At 60.7% G+C, this 22,271-nt stretch carries 17 protein-coding genes; 15 read left to right on the forward strand and 2 right to left on the reverse strand.

The features are described from left to right. The first annotated feature begins 1 nt into the window (after position 1). From DXT96_RS09070 to DXT96_RS09080, 3 genes are read left to right on the forward strand one after another with little or no spacing between them, the layout of a single operon-like run. The gene (locus DXT96_RS09070; protein ID WP_153514380.1) at positions 2 to 802 is read left to right on the forward strand and encodes an ABC transporter permease; all 801 of its coding nucleotides are present in this window, start codon (positions 2 to 4) and stop codon (positions 800 to 802) included. Next, a complete protein-coding gene (locus DXT96_RS09075) occupies positions 799 to 1,881 on the forward strand; it encodes an ABC transporter ATP-binding protein (RefSeq protein WP_153514381.1) in 1,083 nt (360 codons plus the stop codon). Before DXT96_RS09070 ends, DXT96_RS09075 begins: the two co-directional genes overlap by 4 nt. 11 nt (positions 1,882 to 1,892) lie before the next feature. Next, positions 1,893 to 3,347, forward strand: coding sequence for an NAD-dependent succinate-semialdehyde dehydrogenase (locus DXT96_RS09080; protein ID WP_153514382.1), 1,455 nt, complete (start codon positions 1,893 to 1,895; stop codon positions 3,345 to 3,347). A gap of 20 nt (positions 3,348 to 3,367) precedes the next feature. Here the strand turns inward: DXT96_RS09080 and DXT96_RS09085 are convergent, their stop codons facing one another. Further along, on the reverse strand, positions 3,368 to 3,985 hold the full coding sequence (locus tag DXT96_RS09085; RefSeq protein WP_153514383.1) for a TetR/AcrR family transcriptional regulator: 618 nt from the start codon (positions 3,983 to 3,985) through the stop codon (positions 3,368 to 3,370). Positions 3,986 to 4,285: 300 nt separating this feature from the next. On the opposite strand from DXT96_RS09085, the gene DXT96_RS09090 reads away from it, so the two are divergent. The 4 genes from DXT96_RS09090 to DXT96_RS09105 all read left to right on the forward strand — a co-directional run bounded on the left by DXT96_RS09090 (position 4,286) and on the right by DXT96_RS09105 (position 10,395). Further along, complete coding sequence (locus DXT96_RS09090) at positions 4,286 to 5,362, forward strand: efflux RND transporter periplasmic adaptor subunit (RefSeq protein ID WP_153514384.1); 1,077 nt, start codon at positions 4,286 to 4,288, stop codon at positions 5,360 to 5,362. Beyond that, a complete protein-coding gene (locus DXT96_RS09095) occupies positions 5,362 to 6,447 on the forward strand; it encodes an efflux RND transporter periplasmic adaptor subunit (protein WP_153514385.1) in 1,086 nt (361 codons plus the stop codon). Before DXT96_RS09090 ends, DXT96_RS09095 begins: the two co-directional genes overlap by 1 nt. Continuing rightward, the gene (locus DXT96_RS09100; protein WP_371418820.1) at positions 6,444 to 9,515 is read left to right on the forward strand and encodes an efflux RND transporter permease subunit; all 3,072 of its coding nucleotides are present in this window, start codon (positions 6,444 to 6,446) and stop codon (positions 9,513 to 9,515) included. Before DXT96_RS09095 ends, DXT96_RS09100 begins: the two co-directional genes overlap by 4 nt. Before the next feature lie 163 nt (positions 9,516 to 9,678). Then, positions 9,679 to 10,395 (forward strand): FadR/GntR family transcriptional regulator, encoded by a 717-nt coding sequence (locus DXT96_RS09105; RefSeq protein ID WP_153514386.1) that lies wholly within the window; start codon positions 9,679 to 9,681, stop codon positions 10,393 to 10,395. Here the strand turns inward: DXT96_RS09105 and DXT96_RS09110 are convergent. Then, on the reverse strand, positions 10,364 to 11,791 hold the full coding sequence (locus DXT96_RS09110; RefSeq protein WP_371418821.1) for an aspartate ammonia-lyase: 1,428 nt from the start codon (positions 11,789 to 11,791) through the stop codon (positions 10,364 to 10,366). The two genes, DXT96_RS09105 and DXT96_RS09110, sit on opposite strands and share 32 nt — an antisense overlap. Before the next feature lie 271 nt (positions 11,792 to 12,062). Here DXT96_RS09110 and DXT96_RS09115 point away from each other — a divergent pair, with 271 nt between their 5' ends. The 8 genes from DXT96_RS09115 to DXT96_RS09145 all read left to right on the forward strand — a co-directional run bounded on the left by DXT96_RS09115 (position 12,063) and on the right by DXT96_RS09145 (position 22,258). Then, entirely contained in the window at positions 12,063 to 13,523 is a 1,461-nt protein-coding gene (locus DXT96_RS09115; RefSeq protein WP_153514387.1) for an amino acid permease, read from the forward strand. After that, complete coding sequence (locus DXT96_RS09120) at positions 13,520 to 14,473, forward strand: asparaginase (protein WP_153514388.1); 954 nt, start codon at positions 13,520 to 13,522, stop codon at positions 14,471 to 14,473. Before DXT96_RS09115 ends, DXT96_RS09120 begins: the two co-directional genes overlap by 4 nt. Before the next feature lie 317 nt (positions 14,474 to 14,790). Then, positions 14,791 to 14,880 (forward strand): K(+)-transporting ATPase subunit F, encoded by a 90-nt coding sequence (gene kdpF / locus DXT96_RS09125; RefSeq protein ID WP_035226808.1) that lies wholly within the window; start codon positions 14,791 to 14,793, stop codon positions 14,878 to 14,880. Between the two features lie 34 nt (positions 14,881 to 14,914). After that, positions 14,915 to 16,618, forward strand: coding sequence for a potassium-transporting ATPase subunit KdpA (gene kdpA / locus DXT96_RS09130; protein ID WP_153514389.1), 1,704 nt, complete (start codon positions 14,915 to 14,917; stop codon positions 16,616 to 16,618). 9 nt (positions 16,619 to 16,627) lie between these two features. Further along, the gene (locus DXT96_RS26930) at positions 16,628 to 16,792 is read left to right on the forward strand and encodes a hypothetical protein (protein WP_194287612.1); all 165 of its coding nucleotides are present in this window, start codon (positions 16,628 to 16,630) and stop codon (positions 16,790 to 16,792) included. Between the two features lie 44 nt (positions 16,793 to 16,836). After that, the gene (gene kdpB / locus DXT96_RS09135) at positions 16,837 to 18,921 is read left to right on the forward strand and encodes a potassium-transporting ATPase subunit KdpB (RefSeq protein WP_153514390.1); all 2,085 of its coding nucleotides are present in this window, start codon (positions 16,837 to 16,839) and stop codon (positions 18,919 to 18,921) included. A 12-nt stretch (positions 18,922 to 18,933) separates the two neighbouring features. Continuing rightward, positions 18,934 to 19,500: a potassium-transporting ATPase subunit KdpC gene (kdpC, locus tag DXT96_RS09140; RefSeq protein ID WP_153514391.1), complete on the forward strand. Its 567-nt coding sequence runs from the start codon at positions 18,934 to 18,936 to the stop codon at positions 19,498 to 19,500. 55 nt (positions 19,501 to 19,555) lie between these two features. After that, entirely contained in the window at positions 19,556 to 22,258 is a 2,703-nt protein-coding gene (locus DXT96_RS09145) for a sensor histidine kinase KdpD (RefSeq protein ID WP_153514392.1), read from the forward strand. The last annotated feature ends 13 nt before the right edge of the window (positions 22,259 to 22,271 follow it).

The following is a 22,271-nucleotide window of genomic DNA, read 5'->3' on the forward strand; positions in this document are numbered from 1 at the left end:
CATGCTTTTGAACTATAACAGCCTCGGCCTCTGGAAATGGCTGCTCCTGCTCATCACCGTGCTGACCTCGGCATTTCTGATCCTCCCGATCGTCTTCATCGCTGCGCTGTCCTTCGGCTCGTCGCAATGGCTGATTTTTCCACCGCCCGGCTGGACACTGAAATGGTACGCCGATTTCTTCGCTGACCCGAGATGGTTGGATGCCGCCTGGACGAGCCTGCGCATCGCTCTCATGGTCACGGTGCTATCGGTGCTGATCGGTCTCGTCGCTTCCTTCGGGCTGGTGCGTGGTCGTTTCATCGGGCGCGGCACGCTGCGAGCGCTGTTCATGACACCGATGATCCTACCGGTCGTCGTGCTTGCCGTGGCGCTCTACGCCTTTTTCCTGAAACTCGGCCTTGCGGGCACCACCACCGGCTTCGTCATCGCCCATCTCGTCGTGGCGCTGCCCTTTTCCATTCTGGCGCTGACCGGTGCGCTCGAAGGTTTCGACAAGTCGATAGAGGATGCGGCAGTGCTGTGCGGTGCAAGCCCGTTACAGGCGAAAATCCGCATCACGTTGCCCGCCATCAGCCACGGCCTGTTTTCGGCGGCGATCTTCTCCTTCCTCACCTCCTGGGATGAGGTGGTGCTGGCGATCTTCATGGCAAGCCCGACATTGCAGACGCTGCCGGTGAAAATCTGGGCGACGCTGCGTCAGGATCTGACGCCTGTCATCGCTGCCGCCTCAACGCTTCTCATCGCGGTGACCATCATTCTCATGCTGCTTGTCGCGGCTGTGCGAAAAGGACTGAAAACATGACCAAACCGCTCCTGCAAATTCGCGGTATCGCTAAGCAATACGGACCGGTCGTCGCCGTTCAGGACGTCAATCTCGACGTGCAGCCGGGCGAGTTCATGACGTTTCTCGGGCCGTCCGGCTCGGGAAAGAGCACGACGCTTTATATTCTGGCCGGCTTCGAGCAGCCGACGGCGGGCGATATATTGCTGAACGGCGAGAGCCTGCTCTCCACGCCGTCGCACAAGCGCAATATCGGCATGGTCTTCCAGCGTTACACCCTGTTTCCGCATCTTTCGGTCGGCGAGAACATCGCCTTTCCGCTGAAGGTCCGCCGCAAGAGCAAGGCGGAGATCGATGCCAAGGTGAAGGAGATGCTGCGGCTCGTTCGTCTCGAAGGTTTCGAGGACCGGAAGCCCGCGCAGATGTCCGGTGGTCAGCAGCAGCGCGTGGCGCTGGCGCGCGCCCTTGCCTATGATCCGCCGGTTCTTCTGATGGATGAGCCGCTCTCGGCGCTCGACAAGAAGCTGCGCGAGGAAATCCAGTTCGAAATCCGCCGCATCCACCAGCAGACGGAGGTGACGATCCTTTACGTCACCCACGATCAGGAAGAGGCGTTGCGCCTTTCCGACCGGATCGCCGTGTTTTCGAAAGGTGTGATCGACCAGATCGGTACGGGGCCGGAGCTTTATGCCCACCCCACCACCCGTTTCGTGGCCGAATTCATCGGCGACAGCGATTTTATCGCCTGCGATCTGCTCTCGGCATCGGGTGGAAAGGCGACGGTTTCGCTCGGCCGGGATATCGTCTTCGATCATATTCCGGTGCATGGCGAAGCCGCGCTCGGAACGAAGGCGGCGCTGATGCTGCGTCCGGAACGTCTGCAGCTCAGCCGGAGCAAGCTGGCTTCCGCCGCCGGTTTTCAGGCCACGGTCAGCGACATCACCTTCCTTGGCAACAACGTCCATGTTGTTGCCTATACCGGTTCAGGTGAACCACTTGCCGTGCGGCTGCCCTTCGGCCACGACGCGATTTCCGGACTGAGCCGTGGCGATCTCGTGCATCTTGCCTTCGACCCGGCGTCGGCGCAGGTTTTCTGTTGAGGGATTTGCCCATGCATCTGAGTGATCCAACACTCCTCAATGAAAAAGTCCCCGTGGCAGGCCGATGGATCGGCTGCGATGGTCGTGAAACGGCGAGGATCCGCAACCCCGCAACAGGGGAGAGCGTCGGACAGGTTCCCGAACTCGGCGCAGCGGAAACGCAGGAAGCAATCGCTGCCGCCGTGATTGCTCAGAAGGCATGGGCGCGCCGCACTGCCGGTGAGCGTGCGGCTATCCTGAAGGCGTGGCACCGGCTCGTCATGGAAAACCGCGACGATCTCGGTATGATCCTGACGCTGGAACAGGGAAAGCCGCTCGCGGAAGCAAAGGGTGAGATCGCCTATGGTGCAAGCTTCATCGAGTGGTTTGCCGAAGAGGCGCGCCGTATCAACGGCGAGACGGTGCCCGGCCACCAGGCTGACAAGCGCATTCTGATTCTTCGCCAACCGGTCGGCGTCGTTGCGGCCATCACGCCGTGGAATTTCCCCAATGCCATGATCACCCGCAAAGTCGGTCCAGCGCTTGCGGCGGGTTGCGCCGTGGTGCTGAAACCCGCGCCGCAGACGCCATTTTCGGCCATAGCACTTGCCATTCTCGCCGAGCGCGCGGGCCTGCCGCTTGAACTTTTCAGCATCATCACTGGCCCTGCCGCAGAAATCGGCGGCGTGCTGACGGCGAGCCCCGATATCCGTCTTCTGACCTTCACCGGCTCGACCCGCACGGGCGAACATCTCTATCGGCAATGTGCGCCGACCATCAAGAAACTGGGGCTGGAGCTTGGCGGCAATGCTCCCTTCATCGTTTTCGACGATGCCGATCTCGATGCCGCCGTGGAAGGGGCGCTGATCGCCAAGTTCCGCAACAATGGCCAGACCTGCGTCTGCGCCAACCGTCTTTATGTGCAGAGCAGCGTCTATGACGCCTTCGCTGAAAAATTCGCACTCGCCGTCTCACAGTTGAAAGTCGGAAACGGGCTGGAGGAGGCAAGTATTCTCGGTCCTCTCATCGATGGTAACGCCGTCGCCAAGGTGGAAGCGCATATATCCGATGCGCTTTCGAAAGGCGCCGAGATTGCCACAGGCGGCAGAAGACACGCCCTTGGCGGTAATTTTTTCGAGCCGACGATCCTTCGCAATGTCGATGCCGGCATGCAGGTGGTGCGCGAGGAAACCTTCGGGCCGCTCGCCCCGCTTTTCCGTTTCGAGGATGAAGCGGATGTGATCGCGCAGGCCAACAATACCGATTTCGGCCTTGCATCCTATTTTTATGCCCGTGATCTTTCCCGCGTGTTCCGGGTTGCCGAGGCGCTTGAATATGGCATGGTCGGCGTCAATACGGGGGCGATTTCCACTGCTGAAGCGCCGTTCGGCGGGGTCAAGATGTCGGGCCTCGGGCGGGAGGGGTCACGCCATGGGATCGAGGAATATACTGAACTCAAATATGTCTGCATTGGCGGCGTCGGTTGAGAGAGGGGCTTTGAAAATGCTCATGGAGTCAGCAATCCGCGCATGATGAGGTCGAGATGGACCTTCAGCACGGCCTGCTTGTCCAGGATGCGTCTGTCGTCGAAAATCAGCCGGAAAACCAATGTCCCGACCATGGGTGACATCACCACCTTGGCAAGTTCGGGAGGATTGGCCCTGAACCTTTTTTTCGCCACGCCCTCCTCGAGGATCGCATCGATGCGTGCGAAGACGGGGACCATCATCGTGTCATGGTGCTGGTCGATGAGTTCGGGGAATTTTGCGCCTTCGGCGACGATCAGACGAAACAGTTCCCGCATTTTTCGGTTGTCGACGAGTGCGTCGAACAGGAATTCGAGCAGCAGGCGAAGCTCCTCGACGGGATCGTCCGACTTGTGCGTATAGGCGCCGAACGTCTCCCGGAACGGCATGGAGGCATGCTTCACCATAGCCTCGAAAAGCGCCTCCTTGGTTTCGAAATAGACATAGACCGTCCCTTTCGTCACCCCCACCCGGTCGGCAATGTCTTCGACCCGCGTTGCCGTAAATCCCCTTTTGGTGAATTCCTCAAATGCGGCATCGAGAATTTGCAACGGACGTTGTATCTTCTGTTCTGCACGTGTCAGTTTTGTTTTCGTCATGACCCCGGCTCCTCAGGTATTTTCGGCGCGTGCCCTTCTATCCGTCGTGAGCGGCGGACGTCATTGATGGCCTGCCTATCGCACCGGCACAAAAACCGGAATCGATTTTTGCAGGTGGTGCGTGGTTCATTCTTCAGCCTATTCCCGGTGTCTCCCAAGAACGCCCGGCGGCACATCTTCGATAATCATCCGGGAGCTCGGCGTTAAGCCCGAACGGTTCCCGGATCGGCGGCATAAGAATTTCATTGACTATTCAGTCAGTCAAATATTATAGGATGGGGCGAAGATCAAGAGGTCACCATGAAAACCATTCTTATCGCGCTGGCGGTCGGCGGTGTTTTTGCCCTGTCGTCCTGCAGCAATGAAGGGCCGCCGGCCGAAAAGCCGCTGCGGACCGTCGATGTGGTCACGGCGGTGAAAAAGCCGGTCGATCGCGGCAGCGTCATCACCGGCGAAGTGAGGGCAAGGGTTCAGACGGACCTGTCCTTCCGGGTCAGTGGCAAGATTACCGAGCGGCTGGTGGATGTGGGTGCGCGGGTGACGAAGGGGCAACTGCTCGCCCGCATCGATCCCGAAGAGCAGAAGGCCGACATCGATGTCGCGCTCGCCAACCTGCAATCGGCCGAAGCGCAGCAAACGCAGGCGCAACTGACGTTCGACCGCCAGCAGAGCCTGTTCAAGACACAGGTGACCTCGCGCTCGGCGCTCGACAAGGCCCAGGAAACCCTGCTCACCACGCAGGGCGCGGTGAGATCGGCGCAGGCGCAGCTCGATACGGCCCGCGATGCGCTTTCCTATACCGAACTCAGGGCCGATGCGGATGGTGTGATCACGGCGCGTAATGTCGAGGTCGGCCAGGTGGCGCAGGCTGCGCAGCTTGTTTTCACGCTGGCGCATGACGGGCCGCGCGATGCGGTTTTCGATGTCTACGAATCGCTGTTCCTCGAGCGTGATATCGACAATCTCGTCAATGTCAGCCTCCTGTCGGATCCGTCCCGTACGGTTGCGGCGCCGGTGCGGGAGATTTCCCCGACGATCGATCCGGACAATGGGACGATCAGGGTCAAGGTTGGCCTCAACGGCGATTTGACCATGCCGCTCGGCGCGCCCGTATCCGGCCATTTCCGCTTCAAACAGGTCGATGCCATCGAGCTTCCATGGTCGGCGATGACATCGCAGAACGGTCTTCCTGCCGTCTGGATTGTCGATCCGCAATCTTCGGAAATCGCCATGCGCCAGATCGAGGTCGCCGACTACGAGACCGGCCAATTTGTCGTCGCGGACGGGCTCAACCCCGGCGATATCGTCGTCACCGTCGGGACAAAATTTCTGCGGGCCGGTGAAAAGGTCGCCTATGAAAAGGGGCAGGCACAATAATGTTCAGGATAAACAGAAGCTTGTTTTTGCTCGTTGCGGCAATCGCCGTCTCGTCCTGCCAGGAAAAGCAGGAAGCCGCCGCGGAGGCACCGCGTCCGGTACTCTCCGTTGTGGTGGAAGAGAAATCGCCCGATGCGCTGCGGCTCACCGGCACGGTGGAATCGCGCATCCAGACCGATCTCGGTTTTCGCGTTCTCGGCCGGATCATCGCCCGCAATGTCGATGTGGCCGATCTGGTCAAGAAAGGTGATGTGGTTGCTTCGATCGATCCGCTGGCACTCGAACTGTCGGTGAAGAGCGCGCAGTCCGATCTTTCCAATGCGGAAGCGCAACTCGCCAATGCGGTGACGACCGAACAACGCCAGCGCGTGCTGGCCGAGGCCCGCAGCGGCACTGAAGCCGCGCTGGAAGAGGCCGAACAGGCCACGCGCACCGCCAATGCCGCCGTTGCCAAGGCGCGGGCAAATCTGGACAAGGCCGAAGAGCAGCTTGGCTATGCGCAATTGCGTGCAGAATTTGACGGCGTGGTAACCGCCACATCGGGCGAAATCGGCCAGGTCGTTTCGGCCGGTCAGACGGTCGTGACCATCGCCCGCCCGGAAGTGCGCGATGTGGTGGTGGATGTTCCGCAATTTGCGGCGCAGCGGCTGGAGATCGGTTCGACCTTCGAGATCGCCCTGCAGCTCGATCCGAAAATCCGCACCACCGGCGTGGTGCGCGAAATCGCCCCTGAGGCCGAAACAGCGACGCGCACGCGTCGCACGAAGATCAGCCTGCAGGATGCGCCCGCGGCCTTCCGGCTGGGCTCCGTCGTCACGGCCTCGGTGCTTGCCGCATCCGAACCGCAGATTGCGCTTCCCGCATCAGCCTTGCTGAAAACCGATAATGGATGGGGCGTCTGGATCGTCAACGCCGATACGGCAACGGTGGCGCTGCGTCCGGTTACGATAGCGGGCGAGCCGGTTGACGGCGGCAGCGTGCGCATTACCGGCGGCGTCAAACCCGGCGAGCGGGTTGCCAGTGCCGGCGTTCACAAGCTTAAGGATGGGCAAGCCATCAGGATCGATCAGGAGGTCCGTCAGTGAAGAAATTCAATCTTTCCGACTGGGCGCTCGAACACCGTTCGCTCGTCTGGTACTTCATGCTGGTGTTCGTTCTTGCCGGCGTTTTCTCCTATCTCAATCTCGGCCGTGAGGAAGATCCGAACTTCACCATCAAGACGATGGTAATCAGTGCGCAATGGCCCGGCGCTTCGGCCGAGGACGTGGCCCGGCAGGTGACCGACAGGATCGAGAAGAAACTCGAGGAACTCGATAATCTCGACCATCTGCGCAGCCAGACGGTGGCCGGCCGCACGACGATCTTCGTGGAGCTGGTGCCGGAAACCAAGGCCAGGAACGTTGAACCGACATGGGTGCGGGTGCGCAACATGATCGGTGATATCAAGGGCGAGTTCCCCTCGGGCGTCGTCGGTCCGTTCTTCAACGACCGCTTCGGCGATGTCTATGGCAATATCTACGCCTTCACCAGCGATGGCCTCAGCCAGCGGCAATTGCGCGATCTGGTGGAAGATGCCCGCGCAAAAGTTCTTACCGTCGACAATATCGGCAAGGTGGATGTTATCGGCGCGCAGGACGAGGCGATCTATCTGGAATTTTCCACGCGGCAGATCGCGGCGCTCGGCATCGATCAGCAGTCGATCATCAAGACGCTGCAATCCCAGAACGCCGTTACCCAGTCCGGTTTCGTCAATGCCGGCCCTGAGCGTGTGGCGCTGCGCGTCAGCGGTCAGTTCACCTCGGAAGACAGCCTGCGGTCCATCAACCTGCGCGTCAACAACCGGTTCTTTCCGCTGACGGAAGTGGCGACGATCCGGCGCGGTTATGTCGATCCGCCATCGTCGCTGTTCCGCTTTAACGGCCAACCGGCCATCGGTCTTGCCATAGGCATGAAAACCGGTGCGAACCTCGTGCATTTCGGCGAGGCGCTGGATGCGCAGATGAAGCGCATCGTCGCGGACCTGCCAATCGGCGTCGATCTGCACCGGGTATCCGATCAGCCCGCCGTGGTTGATGAGGCGGTATCGGGCTTTACTTCGGCGCTCTTCGAAGCGATCGCCATCGTTCTCGTCATCAGCTTCATCAGCCTTGGCCTCAGGGCCGGCATGGTGGTTGCCGTCTCCATCCCGCTCGTGCTGGCGATCACCTTTGTTTATATGGAATATACCGGCATTTCGCTGCAGCGCATCTCTCTCGGAGCCCTCATCATTGCGCTCGGGCTTCTCGTCGATGATGCGATGATTGCCGTCGAGATGATGGTCGCGCGTCTTGAACTCGGAGACGATCTCAGAAAGGCGGCGACCTATGTTTATACCTCGACCGCCTTCCCGATGCTGACGGGCACGCTGGTCACCGTCGCCGGCTTCATTCCCGTCGGCCTCAACAACAGCGCGGCGGGTGAATTCACATTTACCCTCTTCGTGGTGATCGCCGTCTCATTGGTCGTGTCGTGGATCGTTGCAGTCCTGTTCACGCCGCTGCTCGGCGTGACGATATTGCCGAAGACGATGAAATCGCACCACGAGAAGAAGGGGCGTTTTGCCTCCGCCTTCTCGTGGCTTCTCGGCCGGGCTTTGCGCTGGCGCTGGGTCACGATCATCCTCACCATCGCGCTGTTCGGTCTTTCCGTTGGCGGCATGAGCCTCGTGCAGCAGCAGTTCTTCCCGTCATCCGACCGCGTGGAGCTTATCGTTGACTGGAACCTGCCGCAGAACAGCTCGATTGCCGAAACCAACCGGCAGATGGCGCAGTTCGAGCAGGAGGCGCTGGCGAAGAACCCGGACATCGACCACTGGACAACCTATGTCGGTGAAGGCGCACCGCGTTTCATCCTGTCCTTCGACGTGCAGACGCCTGACGTCACCTTCGGCCAGACGGTGATCGTGACCAAAGGGCTGGATGTGCGCGACAAGGTGCGCGCCGAGTTGCAGGATTACCTGAACCGGACCTTCACCGGCACCGACGCCTTCGTGAAATTGCTCGATATTGGCCCGCCGGTCGGGAAACCGGTGCAATATCGCCTGAGCGGTCCTGATATCCAGAAGGTTCGTGAGCTTGGACAACAATTGTCGGGCATCGTCGGCGAACACCAGCTGCTGTCCAACATGGTCATGGACTGGAACGAGCCGACGCGTGTGGTCAAGGTTGACGTTTTGCAGGACAAGGCCCGCCAGCTTGGTGTTTCGTCCGAAGACATTGCCAATGCCATGAACAGCATTGTCGAAGGTTCCACAGTTACCCAGGTCAGGGACGACATCTATCTCGTCAATGTGGTAGCGCGGGCGCAGATGTCGGAGCGCGGCTCCATCGAAACATTGCAGAACCTGCAATTGCCGGCGACCAACGGCAAGGCCGTGCCGCTGTCGGCGATCGCCAACTTCCGCTACGAACTGGAACAGCCGACCATCTGGCGTCGTGACAGGATCCCGACGATCACGGTCAAGGCCGCCATTATCGGACCAACACAGCCCGCCACAATCGTGGAGCAGCTGAAGCCGAAGATCGAGGCGTTCCAGAAAACGCTTCCCGTCGGCTACAAGCTGGAAACGGGTGGTTCGGTGGAATCCAGCGCGGATTCGCAAGCGCCGATCGTTGCCGTGGTGCCGCTGATGCTGTTTGCGATGGCGACCATCCTGATGCTGCAGCTGCAAAGCTTCAGCAGGCTGTTCCTGGTCTTCGCAGTGGCGCCGACCGCATTGATCGGCGTGGTGGTGGCGCTGCTTCTCTCCAATGCGCCGATGGGCTTCGTCGCCATTCTTGGCGTGCTGGCGCTGATCGGCATCCTGATCCGCAATTCGGTCATTCTTGTCGTGCAGATCGAGCATCTGAGAAGCGAGGGCGTCTCGGCCTGGCACGCGGTGGTCGAGGCGACAGAACACCGCATGCGGCCGATCATGCTGACGGCGGCAGCGGCCACACTTGCCCTCATCCCCATTTCGCGGGAGATTTTCTGGGGGCCGATGGCCTATGCGATGATGGGCGGTATCGTGGTCGGCACGGCACTGACGCTGCTTTTCCTGCCGGCGCTTTATGTCGCGTGGTTCCGCATTCCGCGTGAGGATGACGAGCCGGAGGGACAGGAAGTGAAGGCGTGATATTGGAAGGAAGCGGTCGCCGCTTCCTTCCTCCGATAAAAATATACGCCGTCGTTGTTCCATCTGGCCGGATAGTGTTAGGAAGGTCGGCTTAGCCGCGTGAGCGGCGGCCATCCCTTCATTGCTGGATGGCAGGCATATTGAGGGTGCGGAGGGTTTAAAGATGGGCGGGTTGTCGGATTGGCTTGCGGATGCACAGCCGATCAATCGCAAGAACGCCGCGGAAGCGGTGTTTGAAGATATCCGCTCAGCGATTACCTCGGGGCAGATTGCGGTCGGTACACGGCTCCCTTCCGAGGCGCATCTGGCGCAAAGATATGGCGTCAGCCGACCGATCATTCGCGAGGCTTTGCGATCTCTCCAGACTTTAGGGCTGACGCAGACCCGCACCGGAAGCGGCACCTATGTGATGACGCCGACGCCGCCTTCCGAGTTGAATTACGGCGCTTATTCCGCCCGCGATCTGATCGAGGCGCGTCCCTTCATCGAGGTGCCGGCGGCCGGATGGGCGGCGCTCCGGCGCACCGATGCCCAGTTGGAGATATTACTGCACCTCTGCGACAGGATGGAAGTCGAAGAGAGGCCGCACCCCTGGGTGCTGCTGGATGGGCAATTCCACTGCGCCATCGCGGAAGCCTCGGCCAATGGCCTGTTCGCCAAAGTGGTGGCCGATGCCCGCGAAGCTGTGTCCCAGCAATCCGAGATGGTCAATCTGATGGCGGGCCGCCGCGTTGCGTCGAATTACGAGCACCGCCGGATCGTCGAAGCGATCCGGCGGGGTTCAGCACCCGAGGCGCGCGAGGCGATGGAGCTTCACCTTGGGCAGGTGAAGCAGGTGGTGACCACGATCATTGGAGAAGATCGGGCTCGTCAACCGTGAGCGCCGGCAGGTTGGCGAGGTGCCGCGGGCTCAGCGCCTGCTGCAATTGCGCTTCCGTCAGATATCCACGTTCCAGAACCACCTGCGGCACGGTGCGGCCGCTGGCCAGCGCCTCTTTCGCGACCTCCGTTGCCGCATAATAACCGATCAGCGGATTGAGCGCGGTGGCAAGACCGATCGATTCCTCCACACGTTGCGCCATGATGGTGGGGTTGGCGACGATGCCGTCAACGCAGCGTTCCGCCAGTGTCCGGCAGGCGGCACTGAGCTGGCTGATGCTCTGGGACAGCGCGCGCACCATGATCGGCTCGAAGGCGTTCAGCTGCAGCTGCCCGGCTTCGGCGGCCATGGTGATGGTGATATCGTTGCCGATGACGGCATAGGCGACCTGATTGACGACTTCGGGAATGACGGGATTGATCTTGCCGGGCATGATGCTGGAACCCGCCTGAACCGACGGCAGGGTGATTTCACCGATGCCGGCGCGCGGGCCGGAGGAGAGCAGGCGAAGATCGTTGCAGGTTTTCGACAGCTTGACGGCCACCCGCTTCAGCACGCCGGACAGATGCACGAATGCGCCGGGATCCTGCGTCGCTTCAATGAGGTCTACTGCCGTTACCAGCGGTCGGCCGGTTAGCGCTGCCAGATGCTGGCAGGCAAGCGCCGCATAACCGCGCGGCGCATTAAGGCCGGTACCGATGGCGGTGGCGCCAAGATTGATCTCGTGCAGCAGGGCGGCGGATTCGATCAGGCGGGCCTGATCTTCACCCAGCATCACCACAAACGTGCGGAGTTCCTGGCCGAGCGTCATCGGCACGGCGTCCTGCAATTGCGTGCGCCCGATCTTGATGAAGCCGGCAAATTCCTGTGCCTTGCGGTCGAAAGCATCTTTCAGCACGCCCATGGAGGCCGCCAGATCGTCGATTGATTCGATCAGGCCGACATTGACCGCCGTCGGATAGGCGTCATTGGTCGACTGGCTGAGATTGACATGGTCGTTGGGGTGAAGGCGGGCATAGTCGCCTTTTTCGTGGCCAAGCAGTTCAAGCGCACGGTTGGCGATGACCTCATTGGCATTCATGTTGGTGGAGGTGCCGGCTCCGCCCTGGATTTCATCCACCACGAATTGCTCATGCAGCGCGCCTGCGCGAATTTCGCGGCAGGCCGCAGCGATCGCTTCCATTCGTTCCGTGTCGAGCAGGCCGAGTTCGTGATTTGCGCGTGCGGCCGCCTCCTTCACATAGGCTAATCCCCGGACGAGATAAGGGTTGTGGCCGATGGTCACCCCGGTGATCTGAAAGTTTTCTACCGCGCGTGCGGTGTGCACACCCCAATAGACATCCGCCGGAATTTCCTTCGTTCCGAGCAAATCATGCTCCCTGCGCGTCACACTCACTTTTTCCTCCACTGGCTTTTAAGTGTTGCTATATCTGTAAGGCTGTCTTACAGATTTTTCGACCTTAATCTGGGCTGAGGAGAAGGTCAATCATGTCGAATACCCTTGACGAACGGCATTATCTGCCATTATGAGGGGCGAAAATCTGTCATGCAGCTTTACAGCACACCTGTGCATGCTGGCCATATTTCCAGCCTTGGGGACTGCGCCAGTTCCACTTTGATTTCCGGCTTATTGCCGATTAAAAGCGTTTTATCGGGAGGATAAATCCATGCATTCTGGGAAAACGGCATCTGCCGAGCGTGAGGTCTTCGTCGAAGAAGAACTCGGTTACCACAAGGCCCTGAAGCCGCGGCAGATCCAGATGATCGCCATCGGCGGCGCGATCGGCACGGGCTTGTTTCTCGGCGCTGGCGGCCGGCTGGCGCAGGCGGGTCCGGCACTGGTGTTTGTGTACGCGCTTTGCGGCTTCTTCGCGTTTCTGGTGCTGCGCGCGCTTGGCGAGCTGATCATGCACCGCCCAAGCTCCGGCTCCTTCGTCTCCTATGCCCGTGAGTTCTACGGCGAGAAAATGGCCTTTGCCGCCGGCTGGATGTATTGGCTGAACTGGGCGATGACTTCGGTGGCGGATGTGACCGCCGTTGCCCTCTACATGAATTTCTTCAAGCAATATGTTCCGTGGCTCGCGGGCATCGACCAGTGGGTCTTCGCGATGACGGCGCTTCTGGTCGTGCTGGCGATGAACATGCTGTCGGTGAAGGTCTTTGGCGAACTGGAATTCTGGTTCAGCCTGATCAAGGTGGTGGCACTCGCCATTTTCCTCGTCGTCGGCGTTTATTTCGTCATCTTCGGCACGCCCATCGAGGGCCATGTCACCGGTTTCAGCCTCATTACCGATAATGGCGGCTTTTTCCCCAACGGCATTCTTCCGGCCTTCGTCATCATTCAGGGCGTCGTCTTCGCTTATGCCTCGATCGAGCTGATCGGTACGGCGGCGGGAGAAACCGAAGACCCGCGCAAGGTCATGCCCCGCGCCATCCGCGCCGTCGTTCTGCGCCTCGTCGTGTTTTATGTCGGTTCGGTGCTGCTGTTCACGCTGCTCCTGCCCTATACCGCCTACAAGGCGGGCGAGAGCCCGTTCGTCACCTTCTTCGGCTCCATCGGCGTAGAGGGCGCTGACGTGATCATGAACCTCGTGGTTCTGACTGCCGTGCTCTCCTCGCTCAACGCCGGTCTTTATTCCACCGGGCGCATTCTGCATTCCATGGCGGTTTCCGGCTCGGCTCCGGCCGCACTTGCGAAGATGAACAAGGCCGGCGTGCCCTATGGCGGCATTGCGGTTACCGCCGTCGTTACCGTTCTCGGCGTCGCCTTGAACGCAGTCGTTCCCGCTTCGGCCTTTGAAATCGCCCTTAACCTCTCGGCGCTTGGCATCATCTGCGCATGGGCCGTCATCGTACTCTGCCAGTTGAAGCTCTGGCAGCTTTCGCAGCGCGGCGAAATCGCGCGTCCGGATTTCCGCATGTTCGGCGCGCCTTATACCGGCATTCTCACGCTGATTTTCCTGTTCGGCGTGCTGGTGCTGATGGCGTTCGATTATCCCGTCGGCTCCTGGACCATCGCTTCGCTGCTGGTCATCATCCCGGCGCTGGTCATCGGCTGGTATCTGCTGCGCGATCGTATCCACCGTCTGGCGGCTGAACGTGCGGCCGGCGCGGGGCCGTCGCATTGAGCGGGCAGGGTGAAACTCCACTGGTGGCGGTCATCGCCACCGGTGGCACAATCGCCAGCCGGCGTGGTGCCGATGGCGCCAGTACGCCCAGCCTTTCCGGCGAAGACCTGCTGGCGCTGGTGCCGCAGATCAGCGCCCGGCTGAAGCCGATCGATCTGATGGCGAAGGATTCCTCCAGCCTGACATTGGCAGACATGCAGCGCATCAGCGATGCGGTAGGCGTGGAACTCAATGACCCCGCGGTGGCGGGCGTCGTTGTTCTCCATGGTACCGACGCGATGGAAGAATCGTCGCTGGTCGTCAATCTGCAGCACGTTCTCACCAAGCCGGTGGTTTTCACCGGTGCGCAGTTTACGGCAGACCACCCGGATGCAGACGGCCCCGCCAATCTGGCGCAGGCCATAAAAACCGCGCTCGATCCGCAGAATGCCGCAAAGGGCGTACTTCTCTCCTTTGGCGGTCGCTGTCTGCCTGCCTGGGGGCTTTACAAGCTGAGTGCGGATGCGGCGGACGCCTTCCGCTCGGCGCGACCACTGGTTCAGGCCGCAGCGCCGAACCTTGCTGCTCCCGTCACCGATATCAGGGTTGATATCGTCGCCATCCATCCCGGCTGTGACGCCGCCCATATCGACGCGAGCCTGCAGGCGGGCGCTAGAGGTATCGTGCTCGCCGCGCTCGGTTCGGGTAACGCCAATCCTGATATTGCCGAGGCGGTAAAACGCTGCGCGGAACGCGGCGTCCCTGTCGTCGTTTCCAGTCGTGTGCCGGAAGGCCGTCTCGTCGCAAGTTATGGCGGCGGCGGTGGCGGACATGACCTTGTCGCGGCCGGTGCCGTGCATTCTTCCACGCTTCGCCCGGGACAGGCCCGCATTCTGCTGGCGGCGCTGCTGGCCGGCAACAGCCCGGTGGGAACCATTGTTTCCGCTTTCGGCGAGCCGCTCTCGCACTAAGAGACGGCAGCGGTGCCCGTGTTGGCGGGCATCGAAATTCCTATAGGATTCCTATTTTATTCCCTCTGAGGCCGTCTCGAACCTTTATGCGGTTCGGGTGCATTCTTCTGCTCGGGAAGGGATGGTGTTCCCTTCCTGAGCCAGAAAGAATGAAAAGCGACGTCCCACATGACGGCGCTTTTCTTCCTGTCCGGCTCCTTGTGGAAAAAAGGAGTCCCATCATGATGGACCTTGTTCTGATCGGCGCAGCGACGGTGTTCTTCGCCCTCTGCTTTGCCTATACGCGCGCCTGCGGCCGGCTTTAGACGGAGGCTGCGATGATATTCGACTATGTCCTGAGCGGTGCCGTCACCGTCTTTATCGCCGCCTATCTCACCTATGCTCTCATTCGCCCCGAACGCTTCTGATCGGGAGGCGGCGGCTATTGAAAGTTAAAATACCATGACCCTCATTGGATGGTTTCAGATTCTGCTTTTCTGCGGGATCGTCGTCGCGCTGGTGAAGCCGCTCGGCTTCTATATGGCGCGTGTCTTTAGTGGCGAACGCACCCTGCTTTCGCCGGTTCTCGCACCCGTCGAGCGCGGCCTCTATGCCCTTGCCGGAACAAGCGAGCGCGAGGAGCAGCACTGGACGACCTATGCGTTTTCCATGCTGCTCTTCAATCTCCTCGGTTTTGCTCTGCTTTATACGCTGATGCGTTTTCAGGCCGTGCTGCCCTATAATCCGCAGGCAATGCCGGCCGTCGGGCCGGAGCTGTCCTTCAACACGGCAATCAGCTTCGTCACCAACACCAACTGGCAGAACTATGGTGGCGAAAGCACCATGTCCTATCTGACCCAGATGACCGGCCTTACTGTGCAGAACTTCGTTTCTGCCGCGACGGGCATGGCAATCGCCATCGGTCTCATCCGCGCCTTTTCGCGCGCTTCGGGCAAGGCCATCGGCAATTTCTGGGTGGATATGATCCGCGCGACGCTCTACGTGCTTTTGCCCCTCTGCATCGTGCTGACCCTTGTTTATGTGTGGCTCGGCGTGCCGCAGACACTCGGCGCCTATGTCATGGCACAAACGCTCGAGGGTGCGCAGCAGACGATTGCGGTCGGCCCGGTGGCATCACAGCTGGCGATCAAGATGCTTGGCACCAATGGCGGCGGCTTTTTCAACGCCAATTCCGCGCATCCGTTTGAAAACCCTGATGCCTTTTCCAACATGATCCAGATGGTGTCGATCTTTACGATCGGCGCGGCCTTCACCAATGTCTTCGGGCGCATGGTGGGCAACCAGCGCCAGGGCTGGGCGATCCTTGCCGCCATGGGCGTGCTGTTCATCGCCGGCGTTGCGGTCACCTATTGGGCGGAAGCGGCCGGAAATCCGCTGATGCACAGCTTTGGCCTTGCCGGCGGCAACATGGAAGGCAAGGAGGTTCGCTTCGGCGTGGCGCTTTCGTCGCTGTTTGCGGTCATCACGACAGCCGCATCCTGCGGTGCAGTCAATGCCATGCATGGCAGTTTCACAGCGCTTGGCGGTCTCGTCCCGCTCATCAACATGCAATTGGGCGAAGTGATCGTCGGCGGTGTCGGCGCGGGTTTTTACGGCATATTGCTGTTCATCATCATCGCCATCTTCGTGGCGGGTCTGATGGTTGGGCGCACGCCGGAATATCTCGGCAAGAAGATCGAGGCCAAGGAAATGAAGATGGCGGTTCTGGCCATTCTCTGCCTGCCACTCGCCATGCTGGCTTTCACCGCCACGGCGACGGTCCTGCCCTCGGCGGTAGCGTCGATCGGCACGGCCGGGCCGCACGGTTTTTCCGAAATCCTCTATGCCTATACCTCGGCAGCCGCCAATAACGGCTCGGCCTTCGGCGGCCTGACCGGCAATACCACCTGGTACAACATCACCCTTGGTTTCGGCATGCTGATGGGGCGTTTTCTGGTGATCATTCCAGCACTCGCCATTGCCGGCTCGCTGGTTACCAAAAAGACCGTTCCGGCCTCGGCCGGCACCTTCCCCACGGATGGGCCGCTGTTCGTTGGCCTGCTCGTCGGCACGATCCTGATTGTTGGCGGCCTGACCTTCCTGCCAGCCTTGGCGCTGGGTCCGGTTGCGGAACATCTGGTGATGGCTGCGGGCCAGGTCTTTTGAGGTGGCGCCATGACCAATGACACACCCCGACACCGACGTAACCTTCCTGTCCGCACTGGTGCTCCCGTCAAAAGGAGCGCCGGTCCCGGCGGCTGGTGCGCCTCCAATCTCATTCTTGCGATGATGGCGGCTCTGTTCGCCGCCGTCGTCGCTCTCGAAGTTCTTAACGGCTGATCGACCGGTATCGGTCGCCCTGTTTCAAACGCTGGAGCCTCTTCATGAGCCAGTCCAAACAAGCGAGCATCCTCGATTCTCGCATCCTCATCCCGGCCATTGCCGGCGCTTTCAAAAAGCTCAATCCGCGCACGCTGGCGCGCAACCCGGTCATGTTCGTCGTGGCGACAGTATCGGTGCTGACAACGGTGCTGTTCATCCGTGATCTCATCATCGGCAGCGAAAATCTCGGCTTTTCCTTCCAGATCAACCTCTGGCTCTGGTTCACTGTGTTGTTTGCCAACTTCGCCGAAGCCGTTGCCGAAGGGCGCGGCAAGGCGCAGGCGGATTCGCTGCGCCGGACCCGCACCGAAACCCAGGCGAAACTGCTGACCGGCGATGACCGCAGCCAGTATAAGATGGTGGCGGGCACCAGTCTGAAGGTCAACGATGTCGTGCTCGTCGAAGCCGGCGATATCATCCCCTCCGATGGCGAAGTCGTCGAAGGTGTGGCTTCCGTCAACGAGGCAGCGATAACAGGCGAATCCGCCCCTGTTATCCGCGAATCCGGCGGCGACCGTTCGGCCGTCACCGGCGGCACGCAGGTTCTGTCGGACTGGATCCGCGTTCGCATCACCGCTGCTGCCGGCTCCACCTTCCTCGACCGGATGATTTCACTGGTCGAAGGTGCAGAGCGGCAGAAGACACCGAACGAGATCGCGCTCAACATCCTGCTTGCCGGCATGACGCTGATATTCGTTCTCGCCACCGCGACCATTCCAAGCTTTGCGACCTATGCCGGTGGTTCGATCCCCATCATCGTGCTGGTGGCGCTGTTCGTGACGCTTATCCCAACGACGATCGGCGCGCTTCTGTCGGCCATCGGTATCGCCGGCATGGATCGGCTGGTGCGTTTCAACGTGCTCGCCATGTCCGGCCGCGCCGTCGAGGCTGCCGGTGACGTCGACACGCTGCTGCTTGACAAGACCGGCACGATTACGCTGGGCAACCGTCAGGCGACCGAATTCCGCCCCGTCACCGGTGTTTCCGAACAGGATCTGGCCGATGCCGCACAACTTGCCTCGCTTGCCGACGAAACGCCGGAGGGCCGCTCCATCGTCGTTCTCGCCAAGGAAAAATACGGCATCCGCGCCCGTGACATGCAGAAGCTGCACGCCACCTTCGTGCCCTTCACCGCCCAGACCCGCATGAGCGGGGTGGATTTCGAAGGCTCCACCATTCGCAAGGGTGCGGTCGATGCTGTTCTGGCTTATGTCGATGGCGGCGTTTTGCAACACGGTAATGCGGCGCTTGCGCTGAAGACCGAAACGGACGCCACACGTGATATCCGCACCATTGCGGAAGACATCGCCAAGACCGGTGGCACGCCGCTCGCCGTCGTGCGGGATGGAAAGCTGCTCGGCGTCGTGCAGCTGAAGGATATCGTCAAGGGCGGCATTCGCGAGCGTTTCGCCGAGCTTCGCCGCATGGGCATCCGCACGGTAATGATCACCGGCGACAATCCGATGACCGCTGCCGCGATTGCGGCCGAGGCCGGGGTGGATGATTTCCTCGCCCAGGCGACGCCGGAAAACAAGCTTGAGCTGATCCGCGAGGAACAGGCCAAGGGCAAGCTCGTCGCCATGTGCGGCGATGGCACCAATGATGCGCCGGCGCTGGCGCAGGCCGATGTCGGCGTCGCCATGAATACCGGCACGGTGGCAGCGCGCGAGGCGGGCAATATGGTCGATCTCGACAGCGACCCGACCAAGCTCATCGAGATCGTCGAAATCGGCAAGCAATTGCTGATGACGCGCGGCGCGTTGACAACATTCTCCATCGCCAACGATATCGCCAAATATTTCGCCATCATCCCGGCGATGTTCCTGGTGCTCTATCCGCAGCTTGGCGTTCTCAACGTCATGGGGCTTTCGACGCCGCAGAGCGCAATCCTGTCGGCCATCATCTTCAATGCGCTGATCATCATCGCGCTGATCCCGCTGTCGCTCAAGGGCGTGAAATACCGCCCGATCGGCGCCGGCGCGCTGCTGTCGCGCAATCTGGTCATTTATGGCCTCGGCGGCATCATCGTTCCCTTCATCGGCATCAAGACCATCGACCTCGCCATCACGGCGCTTGGTCTGGTTTGAGGAGTAAAGACAATGTTTAGACAGCTTCGTCCCGCACTGGTGCTGATCCTTGCCACCACCGCCATCACCGGCCTTGCCTATCCGCTGGGCATGACGGGTCTGGCGCAGGCGCTCTTTCCCTTTCAGGCGAATGGCAGCCTGATCGAGAAAAACGGCAACGTGGTGGGTTCGCAATTGATCGGACAGGCCTTCACCGGCGAGAAATATTTCCACGGCCGACCCTCCGCCGCCGGTGACGGATATAATGCCGCCTCATCTTCCGGCTCCAATCTCGGCCCGACCAGCGCCAAGCTCATCGACCGGGTGAAACAGGATTACGAGACGGCAAAAGCCGAAAATCCGGCAGCCGAGGTGCCGGCCGATCTGGTGACGGCATCGGGCAGCGGTCTCGACCCGCATGTTTCGCCGGAGGCAGCCTATTTTCAGGTTGCGCGCGTGGCCAAGGCAAGGGGCATGGATGAAGCTTCGTTGCGCGCCATCGTCGGGCGTCATGTCGAAGGGCCGGAACTGGGCTTCATGGGCGAGCCCGTCGTAAATGTGCTGGCGCTCAACATGGCTCTTGACGCGGCCGGCTCATGAACTGAAAAGGCTATGGCTTCTTCGGAAGCCATAGCCTCTACCACTGGTGGGTTAAATGCCTGACGATATCAGCAATATGCCGAGCCGACCGTCGCCCGATGCGCTGCTGGAAAACGCCCGGCGCGAGGCGCGGGGCCGGCTGAAGATTTTTCTCGGCGCAGCCCCCGGCGTCGGCAAGACCTATGAAATGCTGATGTCCGGCCGGGCGAAGCTTGCGGATGGTATCGACACCATCATCGGCGTTGTGGAAACCCATGGCCGCCGCGAAACCGAGGCGCTGGTCGAAGGGCTGGACGTGATCCCCCGCAAGCGCATCGATTATCGCGGTCAGATGCTGGAGGAGATGGATCTCGATACGATAGTCGCCCGCCGCCCCGCTCTGGTTCTGGTCGATGAGCTGGCCCACACCAATGCTGCCGGCAGCCGCCATCCCAAGCGCTATATGGATGTTCAGGAAATCCTCGCGCAGGGCATCGATGTCTATACGACGCTGAACATCCAGCATGTCGAAAGCCTGAATGATGTGGTGGCGCAGATCACCCGCATCCGCGTGCGCGAAACGGTGCCGGACAGCATCATCGACCGCGCCGACGATGTCGAAATCATCGATATCACTCCCGACGATCTGATAAAGCGTCTGGAAGACGGCAAGGTCTATATGCCCCGCACCGCGCGGCGTGCCATCGAGAATTATTTTTCGCGCGGCAACCTGACGGCCTTGCGTGAACTGGCGCTAAGGCGCACGGCGCAGCGGGTGGATGAGCAATTGCTCAACCACATGCAGTCACACGCCATTTCCGGCCCCTGGGCGGCGGGAGACCGGGTTCTGGTCTGTCTCGACCATGGCGGCAACGGCTCCGGTCTGGTGCGTTATGCCCGAAGGCAGGCAGACCGGCTGCGCGCGCCATGGACGGCGCTGCATCTTGATACGCCGCGTTCACAGCAATTGTCGGAGGCGGAGAAGGACCGGCTGGCCGGCACGATGCGGCTCGCTCAGCAGCTCGGCGGCGAGACGGTGACCTTGCCGGCGCTCGATCTCACGCGGGAGATCATTTCCTACGCGAACGCCAATAATTTCACCCATATCATCATCGGCCGGCCCAGAAAGTCCTGGTGGCAGAGAATCCTCCAACGCTCGCTGACGCATGATCTGATCGACCATGCCGGCGATATCAGCGTACATGTCATTTCCGGCGACAAGAGCGAGGAAAAGCCGGCGCAGAGTACGAAGCTTGCGTCGCCGCCATCGCGCCGGTCGCTGCGGGCCTATTTCAACAGCACCCTGTTTGTCGGACTGGCGATCGTGGTCGGCGTCGTGCTCGACCAGACGCTCGACGTGCAAAATCTGGCGCTCGTCTTCCTGATGGCGGTTCTGGCAGCCGCCGTGCGCGGCGGCCTCGGACCCGCGCTTTATGCCTCGGTGCTCGGTGCTGTTGCGTTCAACTTCTTCTTTCTGGAACCGCGTTATACGCTGACGGTGAGTGCACCGGACAGCGTCGTCGCCCTGTTGTTTTATTTCGGCGTGGCGCTGGTGGCGTCCAACCTGACGGTCGCCGTGCAACGGCAGGCGGCTTCGGCACGGGCGAGGGCGCGAACCACCGAGGACCTGTATCTGTTTTCCAAAAAACTGGCAGGCACCGGCACGCTGGACGACGTTTTGTGGGCAACCGCTTTCCAGATGGCGTCCATGCTGAATGTCCGGGTCGTCCTGCTGCTGCCGGAAAACAATACGATTGCCGTCAAGGCGGGGTATCCTCCTGACGATACGTTGATGGATGCGGATATTGCCGCCGCCCAATGGGCGTGGGAGCACAACAAGGCCGCCGGCCGAGGTGCCGACACGCTGCCCGGCGCCAAACGGCTTTATCTGCCATTGCGCACCGGCAGCGGCGCAGTCGGCGTGGTGGGGCTGGACGACGACCGGCTCGGTCCGTTGTTGACGCCCGAGCAGCAACGGATGTTCGACGCGCTTTCCGATCAGGCCGCACTCGCCATCGAGCGCATCCAGCTGGTGTCGGATGTGGACCGGGCGAGGCTTGCGGCGGAAACCGACCGGCTGCGCACGGCGCTTCTGACCTCCATTTCCCATGATCTGAAGACGCCGCTCGCCGCTATTCTGGGGTCTGCCGGAACCCTGAAAGATTTCGCCGAGGACATCCCGCCGGATGCGCGTGCCGAGCTGCTTTCGACGATCGTTGAGGAGTCCGAACGGCTGAACCGTTTCATCTCCAATCTGCTCGACATGACGCGGATCGGCTCAGGCGCGATGGAGCCGAATTACGGGCTGCATTTCCTTGGCGATATGGTCGGCACGGCACTTTCGCGTGCGGCGAAAATTGTCGTCAGGCACGAGATCGTTCTCGATATTCCCTCCGATCTGCCGATGCTGAAGGTCGATCCCGTGCTTTTCGAACAGGTTCTGTTCAATCTCATCGACAACGCAGCCAAATACGCGCCCGAACAAACAACAATCGAGATTCGCGGGCGGCGGCAGGGCAGGCATGTCTTCCTGTCCGTTGCCGATGAAGGTCCGGGTATTCCCCCCGATGACACGGAGCGGGTGTTCGACAGTTTCTACCGGGTGCGCAAAGCGGACCATGTGCAGGCCGGAACAGGCCTTGGACTGTCCATATGCAAGGGGTTCATCGAGGCCATGGGCGGGTCGATCCGCGCGGAAAACCGGTTGGGTCGTTCAGGCGCGCAATTCACGATAAGCCTGCCGGTTCCCGCTGAAGCGCCTGTGCTAGATCATGATTAGGGCGCGATTTCAG

Source organism: Agrobacterium sp. ICMP 6402 (assembly GCF_009498615.1).
Taxonomy (GTDB): domain Bacteria; phylum Pseudomonadota; class Alphaproteobacteria; order Rhizobiales; family Rhizobiaceae; genus Agrobacterium; species Agrobacterium burrii.

Bases quoted from the DNA above. Each gene is read 5' to 3' on its own strand.
- DXT96_RS09070 (WP_153514380.1), top strand. From the start codon at position 2: ATGCTTTTGAACTATAACAGCCTCGGCCTCTGGAAATGGCTGCTCCTG.
- DXT96_RS09075 (WP_153514381.1), top strand. From the start codon at position 799: ATGACCAAACCGCTCCTGCAAATTCGCGGTATCGCTAAGCAATACGGA.
- DXT96_RS09080 (WP_153514382.1), top strand. From the start codon at position 1,893: ATGCATCTGAGTGATCCAACACTCCTCAATGAAAAAGTCCCCGTGGCA.
- DXT96_RS09085 (WP_153514383.1), bottom strand. From the start codon at position 3,985: ATGACGAAAACAAAACTGACACGTGCAGAACAGAAGATACAACGTCCG.
- DXT96_RS09090 (WP_153514384.1), top strand. From the start codon at position 4,286: ATGAAAACCATTCTTATCGCGCTGGCGGTCGGCGGTGTTTTTGCCCTG.
- DXT96_RS09095 (WP_153514385.1), top strand. From the start codon at position 5,362: ATGTTCAGGATAAACAGAAGCTTGTTTTTGCTCGTTGCGGCAATCGCC.
- DXT96_RS09105 (WP_153514386.1), top strand. From the start codon at position 9,679: ATGGGCGGGTTGTCGGATTGGCTTGCGGATGCACAGCCGATCAATCGC.
- DXT96_RS09115 (WP_153514387.1), top strand. From the start codon at position 12,063: ATGCATTCTGGGAAAACGGCATCTGCCGAGCGTGAGGTCTTCGTCGAA.
- kdpF (WP_035226808.1), top strand. From the start codon at position 14,791: ATGATATTCGACTATGTCCTGAGCGGTGCCGTCACCGTCTTTATCGCC.
- kdpA (WP_153514389.1), top strand. From the start codon at position 14,915: ATGACCCTCATTGGATGGTTTCAGATTCTGCTTTTCTGCGGGATCGTC.
- DXT96_RS26930 (WP_194287612.1), top strand. From the start codon at position 16,628: ATGACCAATGACACACCCCGACACCGACGTAACCTTCCTGTCCGCACT.
- kdpB (WP_153514390.1), top strand. From the start codon at position 16,837: ATGAGCCAGTCCAAACAAGCGAGCATCCTCGATTCTCGCATCCTCATC.
- kdpC (WP_153514391.1), top strand. From the start codon at position 18,934: ATGTTTAGACAGCTTCGTCCCGCACTGGTGCTGATCCTTGCCACCACC.
- DXT96_RS09145 (WP_153514392.1), top strand. From the start codon at position 19,556: ATGCCTGACGATATCAGCAATATGCCGAGCCGACCGTCGCCCGATGCG.